This is a genomic window from Citrobacter sp. Cpo090, from assembly GCF_030332665.1.
Classification (GTDB): Bacteria; Pseudomonadota; Gammaproteobacteria; order Enterobacterales; family Enterobacteriaceae; genus Citrobacter; species Citrobacter portucalensis.
The window spans coordinates 1-26,302 of record NZ_JAOWHK010000029.1 but is presented as its reverse complement, the minus strand read 5'-3'; the positions used below and the strand labels follow the sequence as shown (position 1 = coordinate 26,302).

The window sequence follows — 26,302 nt, the reverse complement described above, 5'->3', positions numbered from 1 at the left end:
CAGCCCTGCTCAATTGACGAGCAGGGTCGGTGCAAAAATCTCCTCAACCATCGCATCGACCAGCCGTTTTGCCGAACACAATCGCGGCATTCCCAGCGCCACATTTTGCCAACGCTGCGTCACCGACCAGCTCACCGGATGACGCTGCGCATCGCACCAGCTCCCCAGCCAGCTCAGCATATCGTTATACTCGCCCGATCCACCGACAGCTGGCGCGCTGAGCCAATGATGATAGTAATGACGCGTAGCAGGCGCAGCATTCACGCTGTCCGCCAACATCTGAGCAGCCATGGTTCGCAGGTTGTCTTTTAGCATTAACACCACATCGGCATTCGCTAACCGGCAGGCATCACCAAAAGCTCCCCAACGTAGCTCTTCCAGCGCGACAAAACAGCGTCCTGGTAACGACCAGCCGTCATACGCGCCAGCCCGCCAGCGGGTAAAAATTTGTTCGCTATGCTCGCCCGCCTGAACCGTCAGGCCGCGCTGGGTCAGCGCCTTCTCTTTATACGCAGCGCGTTGGGTAAACCAGTCAGTTAGTGAATTTATTTGCTGTAAAAGACCGGGAGTTGAAAGTCCACGCGGGTGTTCGGTTTGTTGCAAAAACTTCAGCCCTTCAACGATCCGTACCAGCGCCAGATGACCCGGATCAATCATGCCTGCCAGCTTCTCCACCAGCTTAAGGCGCATCACCAGATGTTCGCTGGACACTCCCGCCATCACCCACGCACGCAGTTGCGTTTGGGATAACACTTCCTGCGTCAGACGCGCGCGCAGCCGCTGCTGCTGTTGCAGAAAACCGCCGGAACGTTTGGTTTCATCTCCCTGAACCAGATCGACCATAAACTTCGGGTAGACACACTCCAGCGTCCTCCCGGGGCCTTCCAGTAAAACGTTAGTCATGTGTGCTCGGTTGCAAAAAGGGTATTGATATCATCACGCAGCAAACGGGAATCTTCATAAAGCCATGCCGCAATCGTAATGCGCTGCTGCAATTGCTCATTCATTGCATTTACCGCGGATTCATTTTGTTGGCGTAGCGTCAGACTCTCACTCAGACTCGCCTGCAATTGCGCCAGGCACAGAGAGAAATCAGCAAAAAATGTGGCCATGCCAGCCGTAACGGAAATATCGACCTGGGCAGCTAAAGCTTTACGAATTTGTTGGCAAAACTGGGAGACGTACTGCACAAGATTCTTATGCAATGCGCCCATATCTATGAGATAACGCGTTTTTGTTTCGACGTAATCATTCCATCCCCAGTTGGGTTGATTTAGCCAACGAGAGAAAGTGTCACGCACCACACCGCCAGTAGACGGCGCATTTTCTGCCGGAATATCCTGCTCAATGGCCTCGTTAAACAATTGGCGGGTATTGAAATTAAACATCGCCGTATGGAACGCGGGAAAACGGATCCGCGCACGAAAACCGGCGTGGTTTAGCTCCTCTTTCACCCTTTGCTCAATTGGCCGCATCGCATCATTTAGCGCCCGGGAGAGCGTCGACTCAAGCTGTTCAAAACGCAGGGCTAAGTCCCGGCTGATACTTTCCTGCGCCGCCAGCAATACCCCCTCACAGGACGAGCGAATTTTATCTAATACAATTTTCGCCTGCCCTTCATCATGCAGCACTAACATCTCTCCGGCCATTTCTGCCGTATTCACAGCAGTCCCCAGACCGTGTTGAGACATCATCAGGACGTTTTCTTTGACAAAGAACGTATTTATGCCGCAAAGAATCTCGGTTTGTTGCTCACTGAGATAGGTTGCAGCAGCCTCCAGCGCCAGTTCTACTTCATGGCTGACTTCATCGCTCACCCGCCCCTGGCTCACTTCTAACTGCTGCATATCCTCTTCAATATGCGTGATGTTCAGCCGCAGTTTGTCATAGGCGACCGTTAACCCGTGGGCACGAAATTCCAGATATTCGTGCACGCTTTGTGCATAGTTCAATAACTTATGTGACGCTGAGCGAAGCGCATACAGCGAAGCATTGGCATAAGCGGCGTGAATCACTTTCTGGATCGGCTGTTCAAACAGCGAGTCTTCCCACAACAGGTCGGCGGCATGACGGATGTGTTCCGTATCGTCAAGATCGGTGGTGCGCCAGCGCCTGCCAAGCGCCGCTTCGGCAAAATCCTGCACCCAACGTTGCTCCTGATGATCCGGCAGTCGCCCGTGCGTCGTCAGCTCATGACGCGCCCTGTTTGCCAGATAGCCCCACATTGAGGAAACCGGATAAATTCTCTCAGGGGCGATTCCGCCTTGCATCAACGTGCCGGAAATCAACGCCCGCACCTGCTCTTCATCGTCACTGTTGCGGTCTTTCTGATCGAACTTGTTCACCAGCGCATACAGCGGTACTGACTTGCCGACCGCCATGATCGCCTGACGCACTTCCTCATCGGAAATCGATTTCAGTTGGGTGTAATCCAACACCGCCAGCACCGCAGAGGCCCGTACCAGCTGTTCATTGAGCATTTTTTGTAAGTGCGGTTGTCCCGCCTCGTTCGGCCCCGGCGTATCCAATAGCGTTAATTGCCCTGGATAGCTTGCCTGTCCGGCCAAATGGACAAACTCAACCTCAATAACCGGAATATGCTCAATCGCGGCATAGGCAGCAAAAGGAAAATCAACGTCCAATGCTTTTGACAGGCGCACCAGGTCGTTCAGGCTTTTAAGGCAATGGAAAATAGGCTGTGCGCCAAGATAATACCGTTCAAATGCCACGCCGTTTTCAATATGCTGCAGCAGGACATTCATATCCTTGTCAATTTCCAGCGTCTGCGTAAGACGCAGGCGATCGCACTCGCGCACGCGCTGCTGTAAAACCTTCATTAAGGCATCAATCGGCGCGACATGTGAAAAATGCAGGACCGGCTCTTTCTGCCCCGGCGTATGGCGTATTAGCGTTGGTAACGCCGTCATGGGGCGATTACGATTAGGTAAAACTTCTGTCCCTACAATGGCGTTAATCGTCGTCGATTTTCCCGCTTTCATCGTGCCAACAATCGCCAGCACCATTTCCAGACGCGTAATCTTGCGAAGCTCATTATTGAGCGTTGCTTGCTGGACATCCATGCCACGCGCGCTGAAATGCAGGGGCTGAACAACCTGACTGCTATGCTCTCCTTTTTTTAGCGCGACATCATCTAACGACGTCATAGGCAATTTTTGCAATTGCCTGAGATGTTCAAGCGAGAGCATCAGCAAGCGTTCCGCTTCCTGACTTAATTCATATATTGTCTGTGTGTGCATGGAAAATCTTTCCTTAACGCAAATGGCATTGCTTTTATTTAGCCCAATCGTTTTATTTATAGATTTTTTGGCTTTTATAATTACGTGTGGAAATAATTAAAATCAAAACAACCAATTGATATTATTAAAATAAATTTGGCGTATAACTGCTGGCCTGATGCCTCTCACTTATGTAATAAGTAAGAAAGATAAACAGCGTAGTTCAGTTTTAAAAAATGCCAGCTTAATTCCCCTACTAAAATTAAGGGGGGCGATGATATTCAATCACAATGACTTAGGCATCAGTAAGCAATGTTACCTATGAATATCAGATATTTCGCCTAACCTTATCTTAAATATCTAAGCGTAGCAATTTCCCTTAAAAAATATTCCGCCATACTTTCATTGAGGTGAAAGCAGAGGGTCTTTACAGCAGATCATTTTGTGTAATCACGCAGTAGTCCCGACAAAAGCAGGGATTTTATGTATAATTGCGGCCTTTTTCGGCAATCTGCCATTTTTTGGGCGCATTTGCCCCTGCTGACTTTTGAGGAAATCCACATGTCATTACCACACTGCCCACAATGCAACTCCGAATACACTTACGAAGATAACGGCATGTTCATCTGCCCGGAATGCGCTCACGAATGGAACGATGCTGAACCGGCGCAGGACAGCGACGAACTGATCGTTAAAGATGCCAACGGCAACCTGCTGGCCGACGGCGACAGCGTTACCGTCGTGAAAGACCTGAAGGTAAAAGGTAGCTCTTCCATGCTGAAGATTGGTACCAAAGTGAAAAACATTCGTCTGGTTGAAGGCGACCACAACATCGATTGCAAAATCGATGGCTTTGGCCCAATGAAGCTGAAATCTGAGTTTGTGAAAAAGAACTGATGCCAATTGCCTGATAGCGTGACGCTAATCAGGTCAACACCAGCTCATCTGCCAGGCGGGAAGCTCATACTTCCCGCCTGGCTTATTTTTGCAGACGCTAACTACACTTAACTGGCTTCTTTTACCTGAGGTAAAGATTATGCCGTTAAGTCCCTATATCTCCTTTGCAGGCAACTGCGCTGACGCTATCGCCTACTATCAAAAAACGTTAGGCGCTGAGCTACTCTACAAAATCAACTTCGGTGAAATGCCAAAATCGGCGCAGGACAGCGAAGATGGTTGCCCTTCAGGCATGAAATTCCCCGACACCGCCATCGCCCACGCCAACCTGCGCATTGCGGGCAGTGACATCATGATGAGCGATAGCGCCCCGGACGGAAATGCCCGCTACTCAGGCTTTACGCTGGTGCTCGACACGCAAAACGTCGACGAAGGCAAACGCTGGTTTGATAACCTGGCGGCAAACGGAAAAATCGAAATGGACTGGCAGGAAACCTTCTGGGCCCACGGTTTCGGTAAAGTGAGCGACCAGTATGGCGTGCCGTGGATGATCAACGTCGTCAAACAACAGCAACCCCCTACAGAGTAATCCAACGGGAGGCCAGTCCTCCCGTGCTGTCATCAAATAGCGCTCAACTCTTCATCATCGAGTAACCATCCCTTAACGAAAACGTCACATTGATCCGCCACGATGGGGCCACTTTTTTAGGGAGGCCGCATCATGCAAACGATTATTCGCGTCGAAAAACTCTCCAAGTCCTTCAATCAACATCAGGCGCTCAATGCGGTTGATCTGAACATCTGTTCCGGTGAGATGGTGGCTCTGCTTGGGCCGTCTGGCTCCGGCAAATCCACCCTTTTACGTCATTTAAGCGGTTTGATCACCGGTGATAAATCACCCGGTAGCCATGTCGAGCTGCTGGGCCGCACCGTTCAACATGAAGGCCGCCTGGCGCGCGATATCCGCAAAAGCCGCGCCCACACCGGCTACATCTTCCAGCAATTCAATCTGGTGAACCGCCTGACGGTGCTGGAGAACGTCCTGATTGGCGCGCTCGGCAGCACGCCGTTCTGGCGTACCTGTTTTAGCTGGTTTAGCCAGGAACAAAAACAGCGTGCATTACAGGCTCTGACCCGCGTGGGCATGGCGCACTTTGCATACCAGCGCGTTTCCACGCTTTCGGGCGGTCAGCAGCAACGCGTTGCAATTGCCCGCGCGCTGATGCAGCAGGCCAAAGTGATCCTCGCCGACGAGCCGATAGCCTCGCTGGACCCGGAATCCGCACGCATCGTGATGGACACCCTACGCGACATAAACCAGACCGACGGCATCACCGTGGTCGTCACGCTGCATCAGGTGGATTACGCCCTGCGCTACTGCGAACGCATCGTCGCGCTGCGCCAGGGCAACGTCTTCTTTGATGGCAGCAGCCAGCATTTTGATAACGATCGTTTTGACCATCTCTACCGCAGCATGAACCGCGTCGAACAGAGCGCGCAGGCTGCCTGACATCCCCACAATGAGGAATGGAAATGAGTTATAGAACAGTTGCCGCGCTGGCTTTCACCAGCATGTTTAGTCTCAGCACACTGCTCACCCCGGCCCATGCCGAAGAGCAGGAAAAAGCGCTGAACTTTGGCATTATTTCGACCGAATCACAGCAAAACCTGAAACCGCAGTGGGAACCGTTCCTGAAGGACATGGAAAAATCACTGGGCGTGAAAGTGAACGCCTTCTTCGCCCCGGACTACGCCGGGATCATCCAGGGAATGCGCTTTAACAAAGTTGATATCGCCTGGTACGGCAACCTCTCGGCAATGGAAGCGGTGGATCGCGCCAACGGGCAAGTGTTTGCCCAAACCGTCGCCGCCGACGGATCCCCGGGTTACTGGAGCGTGTTGATCGTTAACAAAGACAGTCCGATCAATAACCTGAACGATCTGATCGCCAAACGTAAGGATCTGACCTTCGGCAACGGCGATCCCAACTCTACGTCAGGCTTCCTCGTCCCCGGCTACTACGTCTTCGCCAAAAACAACATCTCCGCCAGCGACTTCAAACGCACCGTTAACGCCGGACATGAAACCAACGCGCTGGCCGTCGCCAACAAGCAGGTCGATGTCGCCACCAACAACACCGAAAACCTCGACAAGCTGAAAACTTCCGCGCCGGAAAAACTGAAAGAGCTGAAGGTGATCTGGAAGTCACCGCTGATCCCGGGCGATCCGATCGTCTGGCGTAAAAACCTCTCCGAAACCACCAAGGACAAGGTGTACGACTTCTTTATGAATTACGGCAAAACGCCGGAACAGAAAACCGTACTGGAACGCCTGGGATGGGCACCGTTCCGCGCCTCAAGCGATCTGCAACTGGTGCCGATTCGCCAGCTGGCACTGTTTAAAGAGATGCAGGGTGTGAAGGATAACAAAGGGCTGAACGAGGAAGAGAAAACCAGCAAAACCTCGGCGCTGAAAGCACAACTCGATGACCTTGATCGTCTGACCGCCGCGCTGGGCGCTATGACCAGCGTCACCAAAGCAGTGCAGTAAACCTGGTGCCCAAATTGTAGGCCTGATAAGCGCAGCGCCATCAGGCAATGCAAGGGATTCCATGCCGGATGGCGGTGCCAGCACCTTATCCGGCCTACAACAGACCCGAAACATCGACACCCAGGAGCTAAACATGCAAACCATCACCGTCGCCCCGCCCAAACGTAGCTGGTTCTCGCTGCTGAGCTGGGCCATTCTGCTCGCCGTACTGGTGGTCTCGTGGAAAGGTGCCGAAATGGCCCCGCTCACGCTGATCCAGGATTCCGGCAATATGGCGACCTTCGCCGCCGACTTCTTCCCACCGGACTTCAGCCAGTGGCAGGACTATCTCGGTGAAATGGCCGTCACCCTGCAAATTGCCGTCTGGGGGACTGCCCTCGCCGTTGTGCTATCGATTCCCTTCGGCCTGATGTGCGCCGATAACCTGGTGCCGTGGTGGATTTACCAGCCGATGCGTCGCCTGATGGACGCCTGCCGCGCCATCAATGAAATGGTGTTCGCCATGCTGTTCGTGGTCGCCGTCGGGTTAGGTCCCTTCGCCGGGGTGATGGCGCTGTTTATCCACACTACCGGGGTGCTCTCCAAACTGCTTTCCGAAGCGGTAGAAGCCATTGAGCCGGGTCCGGTAGAAGGCATTCGCGCCACCGGGGCCAACAAAATTGAAGAGATTCTGTACGGCGTTCTGCCACAGGTCATGCCGCTGCTTATCTCCTACTCACTGTATCGCTTTGAATCCAACGTTCGCTCGGCCACGGTGGTCGGAATGGTGGGCGCAGGCGGTATTGGCGTGACCTTATGGGAAGCGATTCGCGGCTTTCAGTTCCAGCAAACCTGCGCCCTGATGGTGTTAATCATCGTCACCGTCAGCCTGCTGGATTTTCTTTCCCAGCGTTTGCGTAAGCACTTTATCTGATTAGCGAGGCATTGATTGCTATGCACTTGTCTACACATCCGACCAGTTATCCAACGCGTTATCAGGAAATTGCCGCGAGACTTGAGCAGGAGCTACGTCAACATTATCGCTGCGGTGACTATCTGCCCGCCGAGCATCAACTTGCCGCGCGCTTCGAGGTAAACCGCCACACCCTGCGCCGCGCCATTGACCAGTTGGTTGAACGCGGTTGGGTTCAGCGTCGTCAGGGCGTCGGCGTGCTGGTGCTGATGCGCCCGTTCGATTACCCGCTTAATGCCCAGGCGCGCTTTAGTCAGAATCTGCTGGACCAGGGCAGCCATCCCACCAGCGAAAAACTGCTGGCGGTGCTGCGTCCGGCTTCCAGCCACATTGCCGATGCGCTCAGCATAAACGAGGGCGATAACGTGATTCACCTGCGTACCCTGCGCCGGGTTAACGGGATCGCACTGTGCCAGATCGACCACTATTTTTCCGACCTCTCGCTGTGGCCGCTGTTGCAAGGTTTCAACAGCGGTTCGTTGCATGACTACCTGCGCGAACAGTCTGGTCTGACGCTGCTACGCACGCAAACGCGCATCAGCGCCCGCCGCGCGCAGGCCAAAGAGAGCAAGGTGCTGGAAATCCCCAATATGGCGCCGCTGTTGTGCGTGCGCACCCTGAACCACCGTGAAGGCGAAGAACACGCGGCGGAATACTCCGTCAGCCTGACCCGCGCCGACATGATCGAATTCACTATGGAGCACTGAATGCATTTCGATACCGCCACCCGCCAGCGCTGGATGCGCGCGCTGGCTTACAGCAATGCCGATGCCCTGAACGCCCGCATCAACGCGCTCAAACTGACGCCGGACTATGAACTTATCCGCGCCCCGGAAAGCGGACTGATGCAGATCCAGGCCCGTATGGGCGGTACCGGTAACCGCTTCTTTGCCGGTGACACCACGCTTACCCGCGCTGTGGTACGCCTGAAGAGCGGCACGCTGGGTTACAGCTACCTGCTGGGACGCAACAAACAACATGCCGAGCAGTGTGCAGTGATTGACGCACTGCTGCAGGAACAAACGCATTTCCAGAACCTAATGGAAACCTTAATTGCCCCGCTGGAAGCGGAACGCGATGCGCTGATTAACGCACGCCGTGCCGAAGTCAACGCCAGCCGGGTCGACTTCTTCACGCTGGTACGCGGAGATAACGCATGACCTTACAGACCGCTTTTAATTTACCCGTTCAGGATGCTCAGCAGAGCTTTCGTCGCCTGCTGAAAGCCATGAGCGAGCCGGGCGTAATCGTCGCCCTGCATCAACTGAAACACGGCTGGCAGCCGCTGGGCCTGGCAACCACCAGCGTGCTGCTGACCCTGGTCGATGGCGACACGCCGGTCTGGCTGGCTCCGTCGATGGATAACGATATCGCCCGCCAGAACCTGCGTTTTCACACCAACGCGCCGCTGGTGGATCAGCCGCAGCTGGCAGCCTTTGCCGTCGCCGACGAGCGCATCAGCAGCGAACAGCTTAACGCCCTCTCCGCCGGTTCCGCCGTCGCGCCAGAGAGCAGCGCCACGCTGATTGTACAGGTCTCTGGCTTAAGCGGCGGACGCATGCTGCGTCTGACCGGCGCGGGTATCGCCGAAGAGCGCATGATCGCGCCACAGCTGCCGGAATGCCTGATTCACGAACTCACCGAACGCCCGCACCCGTTCCCGCTGGGGGTCGATCTGATCCTCACCTGCGGCGAACGCCTGCTGGCTATTCCGCGAACCACCCATGTGGAGGTGTGCTGATGTACGTCGCCGTCAAAGGGGGCGAAAAGGCGATAGCCAACGCCCACGCCCTGCAGGAAAACCGACGCCGGGGCGATGAGACCATTGCTGAACTGAGCGTGGCGCAAATCGAACAGCAGATGAACCTGGCCGTTGACCGGGTAATGACTGAAGGCGGCATCGCCGACCGCGAGCTGGCGGCGCTGGCGCTGAAGCAGGCCAGCGGCGATAACGTCGAAGCCATCTTTTTGCTCCGCGCCTACCGCACTACGCTGGCAAAAGTGGCGGTCAGTGAACCGGTTAACAGTGCAGAAATGCGCCTTGAGCGCCGAATTTCCGCAGTCTACAAAGATATTCCCGGCGGGCAGCTGTTGGGTCCAACCTATGACTACACCCATCGCCTGCTGGATTTTACTCTGCTGGCTAATGGCGAAACGCCGCCCCTGCGCAGCGCAGACGGCGCGCAGGATGCCTCCCCGCACGTCTTTTCCCTGCTGGCCAACCAGGGGCTGGCAAAGCGTGAAGAGGATGATGGCGCGACACCCGACGACATCACCCGCACGCCGCCGGTTTACCCCTGCTCACGCGCTTCACGTCTGCAGCAGCTGATGCGCGGCGACGAAGGCTATCTGCTGGCGCTGGCCTACTCCACCCAGCGCGGCTACGGGCGCAATCACCCGTTTGCCGCCGAAATCCGCAGCGGCTATGTGGCACTGGAAACCGTCCCGGAAGAGCTGGGATTTGCGGTGAACGTCGGCGAACTGCTGATGACCGAATGTGAAATGGTCAACGGGTTTGTCGCGCCAGAAAACGAATCTCCCCATTTTACCCGCGGCTACGGGCTGGTGTTCGGCATGAGCGAACGTAAAGCGATGGCGATGGCGCTGGTGGACCGCGCTCTACAGGCAGCCGAATACGATGAAACGGTCACGGGACCGGCGCAGGACGAAGAGTTCGTGCTGGCGCATGCGGATAACGTCGAGGCGGCGGGTTTTGTTTCGCACCTCAAACTTCCCCATTACGTCGATTTCCAGGCCGAACTGGAACTGCTCAAACGCCTGCAACAGGAGGCCACCCGTGACCACTAACCTCTCCGGCTACAACTTTGCCTATCTTGATGAGCAGACCAAACGCATGATCCGCCGCGCAATTTTGAAAGCAGTGGCGATCCCCGGTTACCAGGTCCCGTTTGGCGGACGTGAAATGCCGATGCCCTACGGCTGGGGAACCGGCGGTATTCAGCTTACCGCCAGCGTGATTGGCGAGCCGGACGTGCTGAAGGTGATTGACCAGGGCGCGGACGACACCACTAACGCCGTGTCGATTCGTAATTTCTTCAAGCGTGTGACCGGAGTGAATACCACTGAGCGTACGGAAGATGCGACGCTGATCCAGACCCGCCACCGCATCCCGGAAACGCCGCTGGTGGAAGATCAAATCATTATCTTCCAGGTACCGATCCCCGAGCCGCTGCGCTTTATCGAACCGCGCGAAACGGAAACTCGCACCATGCATGCGCTGGAAGAGTACGGCATCATGCAGGTGAAACTGTATGAAGATATCGCCCGCTTCGGCCATATCGCCACCACTTACGCCTATCCGGTGAAGGTCAATGACCGCTACGTCATGGACCCGTCGCCCATCCCGAAATTCGACAATCCGAAGATGGACATGATGCCGGCCCTGCAACTGTTTGGCGCTGGCCGCGAAAAGCGTATCTATGCTGTTCCACCTTACACCCGCGTGGAAAGCCTCGATTTCGACGATCACCCGTTTACCGTGCAGAGCTGGGATGAGCCTTGCGCCATCTGCGGCTCAACCCACAGCTATCTCGATGAAGTGGTGCTCGATGACACCGGCAAACGCATGTTTGTCTGCTCCGACACCGACTACTGCCGCCAACAGAGCGAGGCCCTCAGCAAATGACGCAACCGCTGCTTTCAGTCAACAACCTGACCCATCTTTACGCGCCGGGCAAAGGCTTCAGCGACGTCTCTTTTGACCTGTGGCCAGGCGAAGTGCTGGGTATTGTCGGCGAGTCCGGTTCCGGCAAAACCACGCTGCTGAAATCGATCTCTTCACGGCTAACGCCGCAGAACGGTGAGATTTTGTATCAGAACCGTTCGCTGTACGGCATGAACGAGGCCGACCGTCGCCGCCTGCTGCGCACCGAATGGGGCGTGGTACATCAGCATCCGCTGGATGGCCTGCGCCGTCAGGTCTCCGCAGGCGGCAATATTGGCGAACGTCTGATGGCCACCGGCGCGCGTCACTACGGCGATATCCGCGCCACCGCGCAGCGCTGGCTGGAGGAGGTAGAGATCCCTGCCTCGCGTATCGACGACCTGCCGACCACCTTTTCCGGCGGCATGCAGCAGCGCCTGCAGATCGCCCGCAACCTCGTCACCCATCCCAAGCTGGTGTTTATGGACGAACCTACCGGCGGGCTGGACGTTTCGGTACAGGCGAAACTGCTGGACCTGCTGCGCGGCCTGGTGGTGGAACTGGATCTGGCGGTAGTGATTGTCACCCACGATTTGGGCGTCGCACGCCTGCTGGCCGACCGTTTGCTGGTGATGAAGCAGGGTCAGGTGGTGGAAAGTGGGTTAACCGACCGCGTGCTCGACGATCCGCACCATCCGTATACCCAGTTGCTGGTGTCGTCGGTGTTGCAGAACTGATGTTTTGTTGTGCCGGATGGCGGCTGCGCCTTATCCGGCCTACAGAGCGGCATTGGTTGTAGGCCTGATAAGCGAAGCGCCATCAGGCAATCGAACGCAAAAATGTCTAAAGAGGCTAAAAATGAACGCGATCCGCGTTGAAAATGTCAGTAAAACCTTTGTCCTGCATCAGCAAAACGGGGTGCGTCTGCCGGTGCTGCAAAACGCCACTCTGGACGTTAAAAGCGGCGAATGCGTGGTGCTTCACGGTCACTCGGGCAGCGGCAAATCCACGTTACTGCGTTCGCTGTACGCCAACTACCTGCCGGATGAAGGACACATCCACATCCGCCACAGCGATGAATGGGTCGATCTGGTGCAGGCCCCAGCGCGCAAAGTGCTGGAAGTTCGCCGTTCAACCATCGGCTGGGTGAGTCAGTTTCTGCGCGTGATCCCCAGGATTTCCGCGCTGGATGTGGTGATGCAACCGCTGCTGGATCTCGGTGTATCTCGCGAGGAGTGTGCAGCCAAAGCGGCTAACCTGCTTACCCGCCTGAACGTGCCGGAGCGGCTGTGGCATCTGGCGCCGTCGACCTTTTCCGGCGGCGAACAGCAGCGCGTCAACATCGCCCGCGGCTTTATCGTCGATTACCCGATTCTGCTGCTCGATGAGCCCACCGCCTCACTGGACGCCAAAAACAGCGCCGCCGTCGTCGCATTGATTGAAGAAGCGAAAGCCCGCGGCGCGGCAATTGTCGGTATTTTTCACGATCAAACCGTGCGCGACCGCGTAGCGGATCGTCTGCATCTGATGGGAACAACAGCATGATTATCAATAATGTAAAGCTGGTACTGGAAGATGAAGTGGTGCAAGGATCGCTGGAAATCGAGGGCGGGATCATTCGCGCTTTTGCTGAAAGTCCGAGCAGCCTACCAGAGGCGCTGGACGGCGAAGGCGGCTGGCTGCTGCCAGGACTCATTGAGCTGCATACTGACAATCTCGACAAATTCTTCACCCCGCGCCCGAAGGTAGACTGGCCTGCGCATTCGGCGATGAGCAGCCACGACGCCCTAATGGTGGCCAGCGGCATTACCACCGTGCTGGACGCGGTGGCGATTGGCGATGTGCGCGACGGCGGCGACCGTCTGGAAAATCTGGAGAAGATGATCAATGCGATCGAAGAGACGCAGAAGCGCGGGGTCAATCGCGCCGAGCACCGCCTGCATTTGCGTTGCGAACTGCCGCATCACACTACCCTGCCGCTGTTTGAAAAACTGGTCAGCCGCGAGCCGGTGACGCTGGTATCGCTAATGGATCACTCGCCAGGCCAGCGTCAGTTCGCCAATCGCGAGAAGTACCGCGAGTATTATCAGGGCAAGTATTCGCTCACCGACGAGCAGATGGCCCGCTACGAAGAAGAACAGTTAGCACTGGCGGCGCGTTGGTCACAGCCCAATCGCACGGCGATTGCCCAGATGTGCCGTGAGCGCCAGATTGCGCTGGCGAGCCACGATGATGCCACCCACGATCATGTGCTGGAATCGCACCAGCTTGGCAGCGTGATCGCCGAATTCCCCACCACCTTCGAAGCGGCTGAAGCCTCGCGCCAGCATGGTATGAACGTGCTGATGGGCGCGCCCAACATCGTGCGCGGCGGTTCTCACTCCGGCAACGTGGCGGCGCATAAGCTGGCTGAGCTGGGGCTGCTGGATATTCTCTCCTCCGACTACTACCCCGCCAGCCTGCTCGATGCGGCGTTTCGCGTGGCGGACGACGACGCCAACCGCTTTACGCTACCGCAGGCCATTCGTCTGGTGACCCGCAATCCGGCGGGGGCATTAAATCTCGACGATCGTGGCGTTGTTGCCGAAGGCAAACGCGCGGATCTGGTGCTGGCACACCGCAAAGGCGGCAACATCCATATCGACCACGTCTGGCGTCAGGGCAAAAGGGTATTCTGACTATGGGTAAACTGATCTGGCTGATGGGGCCATCCGGCTCCGGTAAGGACAGCCTGCTGGCAGAACTCCGCCAGCAGGAACCGGCGCAACTGCTGGTGGCGCACCGTTACATCACCCGCGCCGCCAACGCCGGGAATGAAAATCATATTGCGCTGAGTGAACAAGAGTTTTTTACCCGCGCCGGGCAGAACCTGCTGGCGCTGAGCTGGCACGCCAATGGCTTCTACTACGGCGTTGGCGTGGAGATTGACCTCTGGCTACACGCCGGTTTTGATGTGGTGGTCAACGGCTCGCGTGCGCATCTGCCCCAGGCGCAGGCCCGTTACGGCACATCTTTACTCCCCATTTACTTACAGGTTTCCCCGGCGATTTTACGCCAGCGCTTGCAGGCTCGTGGACGGGAAAGCGAAACGGAAATCGCCGCCCGCCTTGAACGCGCAGCTCGCTACGCCCCGTATGACTGCCACGTCCTGAACAACGATGGAAGTTTGCTACAGTCTGTCGATACACTACTCACACTGATGGGACACAAGGAGAAGAAACATGTCTGTCTGTGAATTACGCCGCGCAACGCTATACGATACCGATGCGGTTTATGCGCTCATCTGTGAGTTGAAACAGGGTCAATTCGACCTACAGGCCTTTAGCGCAGGCTACGCCGCAAATCTGCAAGATCCTAATATGCACTATCAGCTGGCGCTGCTCGACGGACAGGTCGTCGGTTTGATCGGTCTGCACCTGCAGTTTCATCTGCACCACGCCAACTGGATTGGCGAGATTCAGGAACTGGTGGTGATGCCACAGGCACGAGGGTTAAGGGTCGGCAGTCAGTTACTGGCCTGGGCCGAAGCCACCGCGCGCGAAGCGGGCGCAGAAGTCACCGAGCTTTCCACCAGCACCCAACGCCTTGACGCACACCGTTTTTACCAGCGTGAAGGCTATACCATGAGCCATTTTCGCTTCACCAAACCGTTGTAGGGGGAGCCATGAGTCTGACCATTACGCTGACGGGAACGGGCGGCGCACAGCTGGTGCCGACATTTGGCTGCGACTGCGCGGCCTGCCAACGAGCACGCTTACAGGCACAATACCGTCGACGCCCATGTAGCGGGGTGGTCAAATTCAATAATGCGGTGACGCTGCTGGACGCGGGGATCCCGCATCTGATGGACGACTGGCCGGCGGGCAGCTTCCAGCAGTTTCTGCTGACCCATTATCATATGGATCATGTACAGGGATTGTTTCCGCTACGCTGGGGCGTGGGGACGACCATCCCGGTGTACGGTCCGCCGGATGAACAGGGTTGCGACGATCTGTTTAAGCATCCGGGCATCCTCGATTTTAGCCATACCGTCGCGTCGTTCGTGGTGTTCGACCTGCAAGGATTGCAGGTAACGCCGCTACCGCTCAATCATTCAAAGCTGACGTTTGGTTATCTGCTGGAGACCGCACATAGCCGCGTGGCGTGGCTCTCCGATACCGCCGGACTTCCCGACAAGACACTGAAGTTTCTCCACAATAATCAGCCTCAGGTGATTATCATCGACTGCAGCCATGCCCCGCGCGCCGAGCCACCGCGCAATCATTGTGATTTAAACACCGTTATCGCCTTGAACGAGGTTATCCGCTGTCCACGGGTGATCCTGACGCATATCAGCCATCAGTTCGACCTGTGGATGATGGAAAATCCGCTTCCCGCAGGGTTTGAGGCAGGATATGACGGAATGGAGATTGTGCTGGAGTAAGGAAATTTGCCGGATGCGATAAAAACATCTTATCCGGCCTACAAGCTGACATTCAGGCGACTTTTTTAGACTCGCCATTTCGCTGAGCAATAAAATCTTTAACCGAAACAATGCGGTTCAGTTCTTCTTGCGCCCGCATGTCATTTTCAACTTCCCACAGGTCAACCGCCGCCTGTAAGTTACGCCAGAAATCAACGGAGGTATCAAACGCTTTGGCCAAACGAAACGCCATATCCGTTGTTAATTTGCGATTATTGTTGACCAGTGCGCTCACCGTATTGCGATGAACATGCAGTATTTCAGCCAGATCATTAATTTTCAGCTCGAGCGGCTCCAGGTATTCATATTGCAGGATATCACCCACAGTCGTTGGTTTTCTGGTTGCCTGTTTCATATCGTTACCTTAGATTTTCTCTAGTTCTAGTAGATGTGTGGATCTAAGTACACATCTTCGGCCTTACCGTTAATCCATTTAAATATTAATCGGTACTGCTTGTTTACTCTGATTGAAGAATATTCCTGTAATTTTCCAGTTAACTCTTCATATCTGTTACCGGGTGGCGAGCGAAAATCCCGATGCGAAACAGCCGCATTAATGATATCCAGCTTTCTGGCTAATGCAGTGTGAATATCCGCAGGTATTTTTCTGTGCGGTGTCGCCCGTTCAAAAAAATCTTCAAGCCATGTATCCCGAAAATTTCTGATATTTAATGATTTAGACATTCCATTGCCCGCTCCTTTTCCATAAGCATAGTGAGATTGTAATGCATACACGCACTGTGCTCAAGTGCATACATTAACATAAAATGGCGAGATGTTTAGCTGAAAGCTAAATCCCTTACAGGGGATAAAATACTCTTAAATTTAAATAGTTATAGCTAGCGATCGTAATCTTCTTCCATTCTGCGTTCGTCGTCTTCTAACTGACGCCGTTCCTGATCGAGCTGGCGCTGACGATCATCCAGTTGGCGACGTCGATCTTCAAACTGGCGGCGGCGATTGTCATATTGCCTGCGCCGGTCGTCACTCATCTGGCGCTGCCAGCTTTCATCACGGGAGTCGTCATAATCCCGCCCGTTGTCCGGTTTGTATGCGTCGTTAATCGCCTGCTGAATATTACCAATGGCGTCATCGATAATATCCGCCTGCGCTGACATGGTGGTCAGTGACAGCAAGCTAAACAATAAAAGCATGGGGTAACATTTCATAAGCCAGACCCGAAGTTGAACTGGCTTTACGTTAGTCAACGCAGAAAAGAAGGTGTAGCGGAGGAATCTCAAACTCGATAGGACGCCCCTGGCTCCATCAACTGGTAAGCGCGTTGTTTTTCCTCTGCCACCAAAACAACACCGTGGCATTTTGTATCTGGTGACATGCTCCATATCCGCTCTTCTGGGATACATCCCCCATCATATATAACCTTCGAACCATCATATGGCCAGAATGCGTTTTGCTCCGTGTCCAGGATAAAAACTGAGATGTATTCAGACTCACGCGCAATTTTCTGCCAGAGCATTTTCCCGCCATCATATTGCTCAAAATCGCTAATCAGCGTTACACCACAGCGCAAAATCAGTGCTTCATACAGGCGCGTCGCCAACCCTTTATCTCGTTCGGACGGATTAACACATATCCCTTCTATCTGAAACACAGACGCCTCTTCCCAACATCGTTCCACCGTTAGAATATCGTTGTCCAGGTAGGGTTTACGCTGCAAATCCAGTGCAGCAAGAACCCGATGGCGAGGCACGCCATTAAAAATCTCAATATCAGCTTCAATGATTGCTGCGCGTGGAGTTTGCCTGTCATAAATAACCAGCAGAATACGCCCGGAAAGCTCAAACGTATCCACCACCTTAAACGAGCGGGCGACGGCCATCGGGCTATACGTTGTCGGCATCACAATCATCTGCGAATCACCTCTTGTTAGTACTGGCATAATTCCTTTTATATCCTAATCGGGCTGTGTTTGCTCAGATTAGCATCACCCGTTTGCTCCCTGGTCTTGATGAATTCCTAATCTCTTTGGCAGGTTTAGTTTTCCGAAGGAAGCTCGCAAAATAGTATGCAAAGAGGACAATGTCTTAGCGGTATGACTGTTCACTTTTCCGCAGCGCCTGCGCCAGCTCTCCCCGGGTAAAAGGCTTACGCAATAGCGCCACATCCGGCAGCGCCGGGTTATGCGCCGGCCGTAAATCCTGACCGCTTATCAGCAGGATGGACAACTGCGGATAATGTGCCTGGGCATGGTTAACCACATCCACGCCGCTTAATCCACCGGGCAGCATGAGGTCGCTGATCAGAATATCAATCTCTGAAGACGCGGCGAGCAGATGCATTGCCTGCTCGCCGTTGGCGGCTTCTAACGTCAGATAACCCAGCAGGTGCAGTTGCTCGCACAACGTCTGGCGTACATCGTCCTCATCCTCAAGCACCAACACCAGTTTTTCATCGTTGGTCGTTGTGTGTTGCGCTAGCGCTTCCACTTGAGCCTGCACCGGAACAACGGCGCGAGGCAGTTGCAACCTGACCGTCGTTCCCTGCCCAGGAGCACTTTCAATCTCCACCCGGCCACCGGACTGGCGCACAAAACCGTAAACCATCGACAGCCCCAGTCCGCTGCCGCTACCGGTCTGTTTGGTGGTGAAAAACGGCTCGAAGACCTGGGCTTTCACCTCCTGCGACATCCCACTGCCCTGGTCGGCAACCTCCAGCATTACCATATCCTGCTTGCGCCCATCGCTGCGCGTGACCCGCTGATTCCAGGTACGGATTTTAATCGTGCCCACCTGCCCGTCCATGGCGTCACGGGCGTTCATCACCAGATTGATAATGGCGTTTTCCAGTTGGCTGACATCAATCCACGCGGGCCAGGCGGGAGACTGGGCTTCAATCTCCAGCGTCAACGTGGCCGGAAGAGAGTGGCGCATCAGTTCGCCCAGGTTTTCCAGCAGCGTTTTCAGCTCCACCGCATGGGGATGCAACGACTGTTTGCGCGAAAAGGCCAGCAGGCGTTGGGTAAGCAGCGCCCCGCGCTCGGCGGCTTTTAGCGCCCGATTGACCCGTGGCGCGTCGGGTGACTCCGGATTCACCAGATCCAGACTGCCAATAATAACCGCCAGCAGGTTATTGAAATCATGTGCTAATCCACCCGTCAGTTGCCCCACAGCCTTCAGCTTTTGGCTGTGCAACAGCGCTTCTTCCAGCCCCTGACGCTCGGTGCGATCGATTTCCATCTGGCTGGTTTTTTCTTTTAGCAGTCGGGTGGTGTGCTCCAGCGACGCCGTATTCCGGGCAAAGACGCTAAAGGCGCGGGCCAGCTCGCCTAACTCATCACGCCGCTGCAGGGCCGGGACGCTGACATCTGATTCACCGTGCGCCAGCCGGGTCATCGCCCGCGAAATGGCCGTCAGGTTGGAACCGAGATTACGGTAGATATACCACCCGGCAAAACCGGTGATCACCACCGCCAGCAGCGCAAACACTAAAATAAATAACGCGCCAGATTGCAGTTCCTTATGGCTTTGCGCTACCCGCTGCTCTGAGATCAGCGCCACCTGCGAGGCATACTGATTGATATCGCTGTTGAGGATCGCCACCAGCGCTTTGATATGAAACATATACCAGTTGATCGCCAAATCGCTCTGCTCCAGCGCGGAAGATAGCGGCTCCAGCTTATGCAACTCCTGGTTGAAGTCGTTGAGGATACCGTTAATCAGCGGATTAGCATGACGCAAGGGAAGCGCAGGCATCACCGCATCCAGTTGTTTCACCACCGAACGCGGCGTGGGTGTATCGATGGCGGCAACAATTAAGCGGTCCATCTGCCCCAGCAGCACATCGTCCTGCGCGCCGGTGAGCTTTTGCAGATGACGTAAATAGCTTTGATTTTGATACAGCGAACTGAGCAACGCGTTACGCTCCAGATGCCGCCGCTGCCCGCGCTGCAACATCCCTTCTACACTGCTTTGTAGTTCATTACTGCGCTGGATAATACGCTCAACCAGCACCGGCTCCTGCTGCGCCAGCGGCGCGGTAGCCAGTTGTTCCAGCGACTGCTTCAGCGCCCGTTGCGTCTCCTGCAGCCGCTCCGCTTCCCCTTTGTATTCCAGCGCCCCAACCACCTGCGACAGCCGCACCGCCGCCGTCGCCACGTTCGCCGTATCCCGCGCCAGGTTCATGCTGCCGGTCATGTCGTCAACGGTTTGCTGCTGTACCTGCTCCTGAATCTGGCTTGCGTGTTGAAAACCCAGCACCGCCACGCCGCTCACCATCAGCGTGACAGCCACCACCAACAGATTGAAGAACAGCAATCGTCCGCGCGCACTGGCGAAAAAATGACGTCCCGGTTGCGGCATATCACGCTCCGTGAAGAAAAATCGCAATATGACAAATATGAACGGCTTCTGACATTTTGCATTTACATTCCTGTGATGGACTGCTGATATCGGCCACCCCACAGGAGATCCGCCATGAGCAGGACACCGGTTCTGGAGATGCGCAACATTGCTAAAGCGTTTGGCAAATTTTACGCGCTGAAAGGGGTCGATTTAACGGTCTGGCCAGGTGAGATTCATGCCCTGATGGGCGAGAACGGCGCAGGGAAAAGCACCCTGATGAAGATCCTCGCGGGGGCCTATACCGCCACCAGCGGTGAGATCCTGATTGACGGTCAGCCGTTCCACATTCGCGGACCTAAAGATGCACTTAGCGCAGGCATCACGCTGATTTATCAGGAGATGCAGCTCGCACCGAACCTGACGGTGGCGGAAAATATCTTTCTCGGCAGCGAGCTGTCGCGCGGCGGTCTGGTCCAGCGAAAAGAGATGGTGATGCAGTCGCAGAAAGTCATCGACCGACTCGGTGCCCAGTTTAAGGCCAGCGACCGTGTGATGACGTTGACCATCGCCGAACAGCAGCAGGTGGAAATTGCCCGCGCCCTGCACCGTAACAGCCGCATTCTGGTGATGGATGAACCCACCGCCGCCCTCTCCTCACGTGAAACCCATCGCCTGTTTGAACTGATCATGCGCCTGCGCGATGAGGGGATGGCGATTATCTACATCAGCCACCGCATGGCGGAAGTGTACGAACTCTCGGACCGCGTCAGCGTCCTGCGCGACGGACAATATGTTGGCAGCCTGACCCGCGACAAGCTCAACGCCTCGGAGCTGGTGCGCATGATGGTGGGCCGTCCGTTAAGCGATCTGTTCAACAAAGAGCGCGACATTCCCTTAGGTAAAGCACGCCTCAATGTTCATCACCTGACCGACGGCCATAAAGTCCAGCCGTGCAGCTTGCTGGTACGCTCCGGGGAGATCGTCGGCCTGGCCGGGTTAGTCGGCGCCGGGCGTTCTGAACTGGCTCAGCTGATTTTTGGCGTGCGTAAAGCCATCGGCGGCATGATTGAAGTAGACGGTGAACCGGTAGTGATCCACTCCCCGCGCGAGGCGATTGACCACGGCATTGGCTTTCTGACGGAAAACCGCAAAGAGCAGGGATTATTTTTAGAGCTGGCAGCGGCAGAAAACATCACCATGGCGACTCTGGAACGTGACGCCAACTGGGGCATGCTCGATCGCAAAAAGGCGCAGGCTATTTCCGATGACGCCATCAAGCTGCTCAACATCCGCGTTCCGCACGCACAGGTACGCGCGGGCGGGTTGTCCGGCGGAAATCAGCAAAAACTGCTGATATCACGCTGGGTCGCGATCGGTCCACGTATTTTGATCCTCGATGAACCCACGCGCGGCGTGGACGTTGGTGCCAAAAGCGAGATCTACCGGATCATGAACGATATGGCGCGCAAAGGCGTGGCGATCCTGATGATCTCCAGCGAACTGCCGGAAGTCGTTGGTATGAGCGATCGCGTTTACGTCATGCGGGAAGGCAGTATTGCCGGCGAGCTGAACGGACAAAGTATTACCCAGGAAAATATTATGACGCTGGCAACCGGCGTGAACGACTCCCACCATCAGGCGGTGCCCCATGAATAATCCAACCACTCCCCAGCAGGTGGCGAAATCCGCCTCCGCGAAAAGAATGCTGATGAGCGATCTGATGCAAACGGTCGGCATCTTACCGATTCTCATCCTGATTGTGGCGGTATTTGGCTTTATCGCGCCTAACTTTTTTACCGAAAGCAACCTGCTGAATATTACCCGTCAGGCCTCGATCAACATCGTGCTGGCGGCTGGCATGACCTTCATCATTCTGACCGGCGGGATCGACCTCTCAGTGGGTTCTATTCTCGGTACCACTGCCGTCGCAGCCATGGTCGTTTCTCTTATTCCTGAGTTTGCCATGCTGTCGATTCCGGCGGCGCTGATGCTTGGCCTGGTGCTGGGATTGTTTAACGGCGCGCTGGTCGCTTTTGCCGGACTACCGCCGTTTATCGTCACGCTTGGAACCTATACGGCGCTGCGCGGCGCGGCCTATCTGCTGGCCGACGGTACAACGGTGATTAACTCCAATATCAGCTTTGAGTGGATCGGTAACAACTATCTCGGCCCGGTTCCGTGGCTGGTGGTCATTGCGCTGGCGGTGGTGGTGGTGTGCTGGTTCATTCTGCGCCGCACCACGCTCGGCGTTCATATCTACGCGGTCGGCGGCAATATGCAGGCCGCACGTTTAACCGGTATCAAAGTGTGGCTGGTGCTGCTGTTCGTCTACGGCATGAGCGGTTTGCTCTCTGGTCTTGGCGGGGTGATGAGCGCCTCGCGGCTGTATAGCGCCAACGGCAACTTAGGCATGGGTTACGAGCTTGATGCCATCGCGGCGGTGATCCTCGGCGGCACCAGCTTTGTTGGCGGGATCGGCACCATCACCGGCACGCTGGTGGGGGCATTGATAATCGCCACGCTCAATAACGGCATGACGCTAATGGGCGTCTCCTATTTCTGGCAACTGGTGATCAAAGGGGCGGTGATCATCATAGCGGTGCTAATCGACAAATACCGTACCCGACACCATCAAAGTGCATAGACAAGCTTACTGGCCTACTCATTCGTAGGCCTGATAAGCGCAGCGCCATCAGGCGTATAACAACAATACCCTACGTGAGGAAACGAGTATGCGTTTGAAGCCATTAGTGACCGCGCTCTGTGCTGGCGCCCTGCTTGCTGCAGCTCCGTTTGTGCAGGCAAAAGAACTGAAATCGATCGGCGTTACGGTGGGCGATCTGGCCAACCCGTTCTTCGTGCAGATCACCAAAGGCGCAGAACTGGAAGCACGCAAGCTGGCAGGTGATAGCGTTAAAGTAACGCTGGTTTCCAGCGGCTACGATTTGGGGCAACAGGTGTCGCAAATCGACAACTTTATTGCCGCCAAAGTCGACATGATTATCCTTAACGCCGCCGACTCCAAAGGCATCGGCCCGGCGGTAAAACGCGCGAAAGACGCGGGGATTGTGGTGGTCGCCGTTGACGTGGCGGCGGAGGGCGCAGATGCGACCATTACCTCCGATAACACCCAGGCAGGTGAAATGGCCTGTAAATACATTACCGACCGCCTGAAAGGCAAAGGCAACGTCGTCATCATCAACGGGCCGCCGGTTTCCGCCGTCCAGAACCGCGTGGAAGGCTGCCAGACTGAGTTTAAACGCCACCCGGACATCAAGGTGCTGTCGCATAACCAAAACGCCAAAGGCAGTCGCGAAGGCGGGCTGGAGATCATGACCGCGCTACTGGCGGCAAATCCGAAGATCGACGGCGTATTCGCCATTAACGATCCGACGGCGATCGGTGCCGATCTGGCGGCAAAACAGGCGCAGCGTAGCGAATTCTTTATTGTCGGCGTAGATGGATCCCCGGACGGTGAAGAAGCGCTGAAGCGCGAAAACTCACTATTTGTGGCGACTCCGGCACAAGATCCGCAGGTGATGGCTGCCAAAGCGGTCGAAATCGGCTATGACATATTGCAGGGGAAACCCGCCCCGAAAGAACCCGTGCTAATTCCGGTGACGATGATCGATAAAAACAACGTCGGCAGTTATAAGGGTTGGACGGTTAAATAAATCCTGAACCGACTAATGCTCTCCTGTCACAAAGAGAGTCAAAGAAGCAAGAGCGCCCGTCAGGGCGCTTACCTCATAAAAACTGAGAGTAATAAATATTCATTTCCTCCTCTATATTATGACTCAGTATAAAAGAAAAAATCATAACCGCCGTGTAAATAACCGGAATACCAATAACTAAAGGTGTAAACGTATACCATGGGTGACTTTGGAACAGTTCCAGTGGTACGAGACTTACAACTCCCATACACCATAAAATAATTGCGCACAATTTTATGACTCTCCAATAATCATGGAAATCCAGCTTATCAAGTGCCGGACAAGAGCCTGGATATTTAGCAGCTATTATGCCGGATTGAATAGTATCTGCGGATGTACTGGCGAATAACTGATGGCCTTGACCATATTTTGCAGCATCCGCAGCCAACGCTAATACAACCCAGCGCTGAACCTCTGTGCTTCGCCCAGTGACGGCCTCCAGTTCATATCGACTATCGGCCAAAATACTCGTTTTTGCGTTTTCTATCCCACTAAACAATACGAATTTTGACTGCTTATCCAGTGAGTTGAACCATAGTTTTTTAATTTTACTGACATCAACTTGCTGTGCAGAAAGATATGTACTTACGATTTCATCAAGATAGTAAGGGGTACTGTCCATCATGCGTAATAAATATAAAGGTGTGTCTTTATCTTTAAGCAGTTGTGTATTGGTAAAAATAAAGGCATTAGCACTTTCAAAAAAATCAGAATTATTTTCATCATGCAATTCAACGGTAATAACCAGGTTATTTTCAGAGATGTTTAAATCAACCCAGTCATTTATTAAAAAATAATCAGGACATTTGTGAAGAATATTAATTTTTCCGACCTTATCGTTGGGGATGCTCAGACTTGCCAGCACCGCCTTGAAACTATTGCCGATAGTGTCATCCGCTCCCTTAACGTACAGCCAGGTAGTAAAAGGCCGATAATCCCTGACAAGAGAACATTTGAGGGGCTCTATCAACTGCCTTAGTACTTTATCAACTCTGGTGTCATCCATTGAGTCAACTTCAATATCAATGCGTAACGGCGTTGCAGAACCTGCTGGCGCTTCACCCTCTAGTTTCTGAATTTTTAATGCCAGTTCAGGCACCGGGAGAATGGATGAATAGTCTAAAAGAGGCAATGCCCGTATTGCCCAGTTTTTCCACTGGTTCATACCATACTGCTCAAGATAACCCGCATAGTAACATGGAAAAGATATAACACCGGAAGTGATTACCACCACACACCAGATTGCTAACACTATTAGCGACGGGATACCTATTGCATTCCATATCAGATCATCAGGAACTTTCTTGTCCTGCAACCAGCTGAATATATTGTACGTTATAAAAAACAGAAATATAGCAAAGCTAATGATCAGCATAATATTAAGCGGGAATTTTTCTGGTTCCTGATAGGGATTCTTGTTTGGTATCTTCCATTTTCTCATTTGCTTGTCCCCGCCGTTGGCAGAGTGGTTTTAATTGCGCAACCACATGCGGCCCTACAACCATCCACAACGACACCTTTGCCATCCATTGTCCAGTCAGGCTCAAAATCAAGTATGGGAAAGATTCCTTTGTGCGGTATACAAACGACAGTATCCCCCTGTAAAGCGACAGGAATTCCCATAAACTTGCTACCTGAAGCTTTATTAACATATCCGCCATTTTCCAGCGGATCGTTTAGCCTGATTACACCTTTCATATTATCTCCCTGCATCCATATCGCAGTACATCCGGGTCCAGCCCTTATAGCCCACCACCTCCGGTTCTTTGTCCGGCAGATTTTGATAATTCGCTTTTTCTGACTCAACAAGATTATCCAGTCCTTGTTTCATAAAAATAACCATACCCCACGCATATCCTGGAGATTCAGGTCTGATGTGGGCATTCACATACTTGCCACCGGATTTATGCTTGCCAGGCCTGTAGAGATAATAGGTGTCATCAAAGTATTGATAATCTATACCCGGACCACCCGGCGCCAGACGCGGGTCGTCAAAAGGATATGAACTCATATACAAATGGTCCTGCGCTGTGGAAATAAACGCCTGGTTATTGACCACCACCACTCTTTTTATTTCTTTTCCTTCAGGGCTGTCACGCATAACACCATCTGAGTTTCTCTCCAGCGCTGGGAAAGGGGCCATATATGTTGCTACCTGCCATGTTTGTCCGTAATCTTTAGATATTTTATATGCCCCAGGTTCCCATCGCGGTATAAGAATATACTTATCGGATGGATGAATATATACGCCGGAAAAGATCTGATACGTTGAATAAACGCCATCTACTAATTCCTTATGTATATTCCTCCTGGTATCATGATACCAAAGTGCACCTTCGCAATCGAAGCCCTTTAGTTCAAGATACCGGTTATCGTCATAACGATAAATAACTTGAGTTGGTACTTTTTTTGTACATGCAGTGATAGCGCATAGCGAAACCGCGCCGATTAATACTCTTATCGTAATTCCTGGTTTCATAATTCATCCTTAAACGTTAAGCGGTTTTGGCATATCCCATTGCAGATT

At 54.1% G+C, this 26,302-nt stretch carries 29 protein-coding genes; 19 read left to right on the top strand and 10 right to left on the bottom strand.

Annotated features, from left to right (window positions below; all coding sequences use genetic code 11):
- Positions 1–9: 9 nt before the first annotated feature.
- Entirely contained in the window at positions 10–903 is an 894-nt protein-coding gene (locus OGY83_RS12695; RefSeq protein ID WP_286635997.1) for a diguanylate cyclase regulator RdcB family protein, read from the bottom strand.
- Positions 900–3,257, bottom strand: a complete 2,358-nt coding sequence (gene crfC / locus OGY83_RS12690; RefSeq protein WP_286635996.1) for a clamp-binding protein CrfC — start codon at positions 3,255–3,257, stop codon at positions 900–902. Before crfC ends, OGY83_RS12695 begins: the two co-directional genes overlap by 4 nt.
- Before the next feature lie 540 nt (positions 3,258–3,797).
- On the opposite strand from crfC, the gene OGY83_RS12685 reads away from it, so the two are divergent.
- The 16 genes from OGY83_RS12685 to phnP all read left to right on the top strand — a co-directional run bounded on the left by OGY83_RS12685 (position 3,798) and on the right by phnP (position 15,722).
- Positions 3,798–4,133 (top strand): zinc ribbon domain-containing protein YjdM, encoded by a 336-nt coding sequence (locus tag OGY83_RS12685; protein ID WP_003031835.1) that lies wholly within the window; start codon positions 3,798–3,800, stop codon positions 4,131–4,133.
- A 139-nt stretch (positions 4,134–4,272) separates the two neighbouring features.
- Entirely contained in the window at positions 4,273–4,722 is a 450-nt protein-coding gene (yjdN, locus tag OGY83_RS12680) for a VOC family metalloprotein YjdN (RefSeq protein ID WP_286635995.1), read from the top strand.
- A 132-nt stretch (positions 4,723–4,854) separates the two neighbouring features.
- A complete protein-coding gene (gene phnC / locus OGY83_RS12675; protein WP_286635994.1) occupies positions 4,855–5,643 on the top strand; it encodes a phosphonate ABC transporter ATP-binding protein in 789 nt (262 codons plus the stop codon).
- 23 nt (positions 5,644–5,666) lie between these two features.
- Positions 5,667–6,683 (top strand): phosphonate ABC transporter substrate-binding protein, encoded by a 1,017-nt coding sequence (gene phnD / locus OGY83_RS12670; protein WP_079939002.1) that lies wholly within the window; start codon positions 5,667–5,669, stop codon positions 6,681–6,683.
- 133 nt (positions 6,684–6,816) lie between these two features.
- Positions 6,817–7,596 (top strand): phosphonate ABC transporter, permease protein PhnE, encoded by a 780-nt coding sequence (gene phnE, locus OGY83_RS12665; RefSeq protein WP_016155398.1) that lies wholly within the window; start codon positions 6,817–6,819, stop codon positions 7,594–7,596.
- A 20-nt stretch (positions 7,597–7,616) separates the two neighbouring features.
- On the top strand, positions 7,617–8,342 hold the full coding sequence (gene phnF / locus OGY83_RS12660) for a phosphonate metabolism transcriptional regulator PhnF (protein ID WP_003826721.1): 726 nt from the start codon (positions 7,617–7,619) through the stop codon (positions 8,340–8,342).
- Positions 8,343–8,795: a phosphonate C-P lyase system protein PhnG gene (phnG, locus tag OGY83_RS12655; RefSeq protein ID WP_123269096.1), complete on the top strand. Its 453-nt coding sequence runs from the start codon at positions 8,343–8,345 to the stop codon at positions 8,793–8,795.
- On the top strand, positions 8,792–9,376 hold the full coding sequence (gene phnH / locus OGY83_RS12650) for a phosphonate C-P lyase system protein PhnH (protein ID WP_123269097.1): 585 nt from the start codon (positions 8,792–8,794) through the stop codon (positions 9,374–9,376). The genes phnG and phnH overlap by 4 nt, the downstream gene beginning before the upstream one ends.
- Positions 9,376–10,443 (top strand): carbon-phosphorus lyase complex subunit, encoded by a 1,068-nt coding sequence (locus OGY83_RS12645; RefSeq protein ID WP_003844770.1) that lies wholly within the window; start codon positions 9,376–9,378, stop codon positions 10,441–10,443. The genes phnH and OGY83_RS12645 overlap by 1 nt, the downstream gene beginning before the upstream one ends.
- Before the next feature lie 46 nt (positions 10,444–10,489).
- The gene (phnJ, locus tag OGY83_RS12640) at positions 10,490–11,281 is read left to right on the top strand and encodes an alpha-D-ribose 1-methylphosphonate 5-phosphate C-P-lyase PhnJ (RefSeq protein WP_049259807.1); all 792 of its coding nucleotides are present in this window, start codon (positions 10,490–10,492) and stop codon (positions 11,279–11,281) included.
- Positions 11,278–12,036 carry a phosphonate C-P lyase system protein PhnK gene (phnK, locus tag OGY83_RS12635; protein WP_003826710.1) on the top strand — a complete coding sequence of 253 codons (759 nt, stop codon included), beginning with the start codon at positions 11,278–11,280 and terminating at the stop codon, positions 12,034–12,036. The genes phnJ and phnK overlap by 4 nt, the downstream gene beginning before the upstream one ends.
- 121 nt (positions 12,037–12,157) lie before the next feature.
- On the top strand, positions 12,158–12,844 hold the full coding sequence (gene phnL, locus OGY83_RS12630; protein ID WP_003826708.1) for a phosphonate C-P lyase system protein PhnL: 687 nt from the start codon (positions 12,158–12,160) through the stop codon (positions 12,842–12,844).
- Entirely contained in the window at positions 12,841–13,977 is a 1,137-nt protein-coding gene (gene phnM, locus OGY83_RS12625) for an alpha-D-ribose 1-methylphosphonate 5-triphosphate diphosphatase (protein ID WP_286635993.1), read from the top strand. The genes phnL and phnM overlap by 4 nt, the downstream gene beginning before the upstream one ends.
- Positions 13,978–13,979: 2 nt before the next feature.
- Positions 13,980–14,534, top strand: coding sequence for a ribose 1,5-bisphosphokinase (gene phnN / locus OGY83_RS12620; RefSeq protein WP_079938996.1), 555 nt, complete (start codon positions 13,980–13,982; stop codon positions 14,532–14,534).
- Positions 14,521–14,955 carry an aminoalkylphosphonate N-acetyltransferase gene (gene phnO / locus OGY83_RS12615; protein ID WP_079938995.1) on the top strand — a complete coding sequence of 145 codons (435 nt, stop codon included), beginning with the start codon at positions 14,521–14,523 and terminating at the stop codon, positions 14,953–14,955. Before phnN ends, phnO begins: the two co-directional genes overlap by 14 nt.
- An 8-nt stretch (positions 14,956–14,963) precedes the next feature.
- A complete protein-coding gene (phnP, locus tag OGY83_RS12610; RefSeq protein WP_286635992.1) occupies positions 14,964–15,722 on the top strand; it encodes a phosphonate metabolism protein PhnP in 759 nt (252 codons plus the stop codon).
- Between the two features lie 52 nt (positions 15,723–15,774).
- On the opposite strand, the gene OGY83_RS12605 is transcribed toward phnP, so the two are convergent.
- The 5 genes from OGY83_RS12605 to OGY83_RS12585 all read right to left on the bottom strand — a co-directional run bounded on the left by OGY83_RS12605 (position 15,775) and on the right by OGY83_RS12585 (position 20,080).
- Complete coding sequence (locus tag OGY83_RS12605; protein ID WP_103771872.1) at positions 15,775–16,116, bottom strand: HigA family addiction module antitoxin; 342 nt, start codon at positions 16,114–16,116, stop codon at positions 15,775–15,777.
- 26 nt (positions 16,117–16,142) lie between these two features.
- Entirely contained in the window at positions 16,143–16,445 is a 303-nt protein-coding gene (locus tag OGY83_RS12600) for a type II toxin-antitoxin system RelE/ParE family toxin (protein ID WP_286635991.1), read from the bottom strand.
- Between the two features lie 155 nt (positions 16,446–16,600).
- Positions 16,601–16,930, bottom strand: coding sequence for a DDRRRQL repeat protein YjdP (gene yjdP, locus OGY83_RS12595; protein ID WP_003826698.1), 330 nt, complete (start codon positions 16,928–16,930; stop codon positions 16,601–16,603).
- A 68-nt stretch (positions 16,931–16,998) separates the two neighbouring features.
- Positions 16,999–17,631 carry a GNAT family protein gene (locus OGY83_RS12590; RefSeq protein WP_063941245.1) on the bottom strand — a complete coding sequence of 211 codons (633 nt, stop codon included), beginning with the start codon at positions 17,629–17,631 and terminating at the stop codon, positions 16,999–17,001.
- Positions 17,632–17,806: 175 nt separating this feature from the next.
- A complete protein-coding gene (locus OGY83_RS12585) occupies positions 17,807–20,080 on the bottom strand; it encodes a hybrid sensor histidine kinase/response regulator (protein WP_286635990.1) in 2,274 nt (757 codons plus the stop codon).
- Between the two features lie 114 nt (positions 20,081–20,194).
- On the opposite strand from OGY83_RS12585, the gene OGY83_RS12580 reads away from it, so the two are divergent.
- From OGY83_RS12580 to OGY83_RS12570, 3 genes are all read left to right on the top strand, one after another.
- Complete coding sequence (locus OGY83_RS12580) at positions 20,195–21,718, top strand: sugar ABC transporter ATP-binding protein (protein WP_003844755.1); 1,524 nt, start codon at positions 20,195–20,197, stop codon at positions 21,716–21,718.
- Positions 21,711–22,706 carry an ABC transporter permease subunit gene (locus tag OGY83_RS12575; protein ID WP_079938991.1) on the top strand — a complete coding sequence of 332 codons (996 nt, stop codon included), beginning with the start codon at positions 21,711–21,713 and terminating at the stop codon, positions 22,704–22,706. The genes OGY83_RS12580 and OGY83_RS12575 overlap by 8 nt, the downstream gene beginning before the upstream one ends.
- Positions 22,707–22,794: 88 nt before the next feature.
- Positions 22,795–23,736, top strand: coding sequence for an ABC transporter substrate-binding protein (locus tag OGY83_RS12570; protein ID WP_003826688.1), 942 nt, complete (start codon positions 22,795–22,797; stop codon positions 23,734–23,736).
- Between the two features lie 73 nt (positions 23,737–23,809).
- On the opposite strand, the gene OGY83_RS12565 is transcribed toward OGY83_RS12570, so the two are convergent.
- From OGY83_RS12565 to OGY83_RS12555, 3 genes are read right to left on the bottom strand one after another with little or no spacing between them, the layout of a single operon-like run.
- The gene (locus OGY83_RS12565; RefSeq protein WP_286635989.1) at positions 23,810–25,216 is read right to left on the bottom strand and encodes a KPHS_23130 family T6SS system protein; all 1,407 of its coding nucleotides are present in this window, start codon (positions 25,214–25,216) and stop codon (positions 23,810–23,812) included.
- On the bottom strand, positions 25,213–25,473 hold the full coding sequence (locus OGY83_RS12560) for a PAAR domain-containing protein (protein ID WP_079938989.1): 261 nt from the start codon (positions 25,471–25,473) through the stop codon (positions 25,213–25,215). Before OGY83_RS12560 ends, OGY83_RS12565 begins: the two co-directional genes overlap by 4 nt.
- Before the next feature lies 1 nt (position 25,474).
- A complete protein-coding gene (locus OGY83_RS12555) occupies positions 25,475–26,254 on the bottom strand; it encodes a T6SS immunity protein Tli3 family protein (RefSeq protein ID WP_286635988.1) in 780 nt (259 codons plus the stop codon).
- Positions 26,255–26,302: the final 48 nt, after the last annotated feature.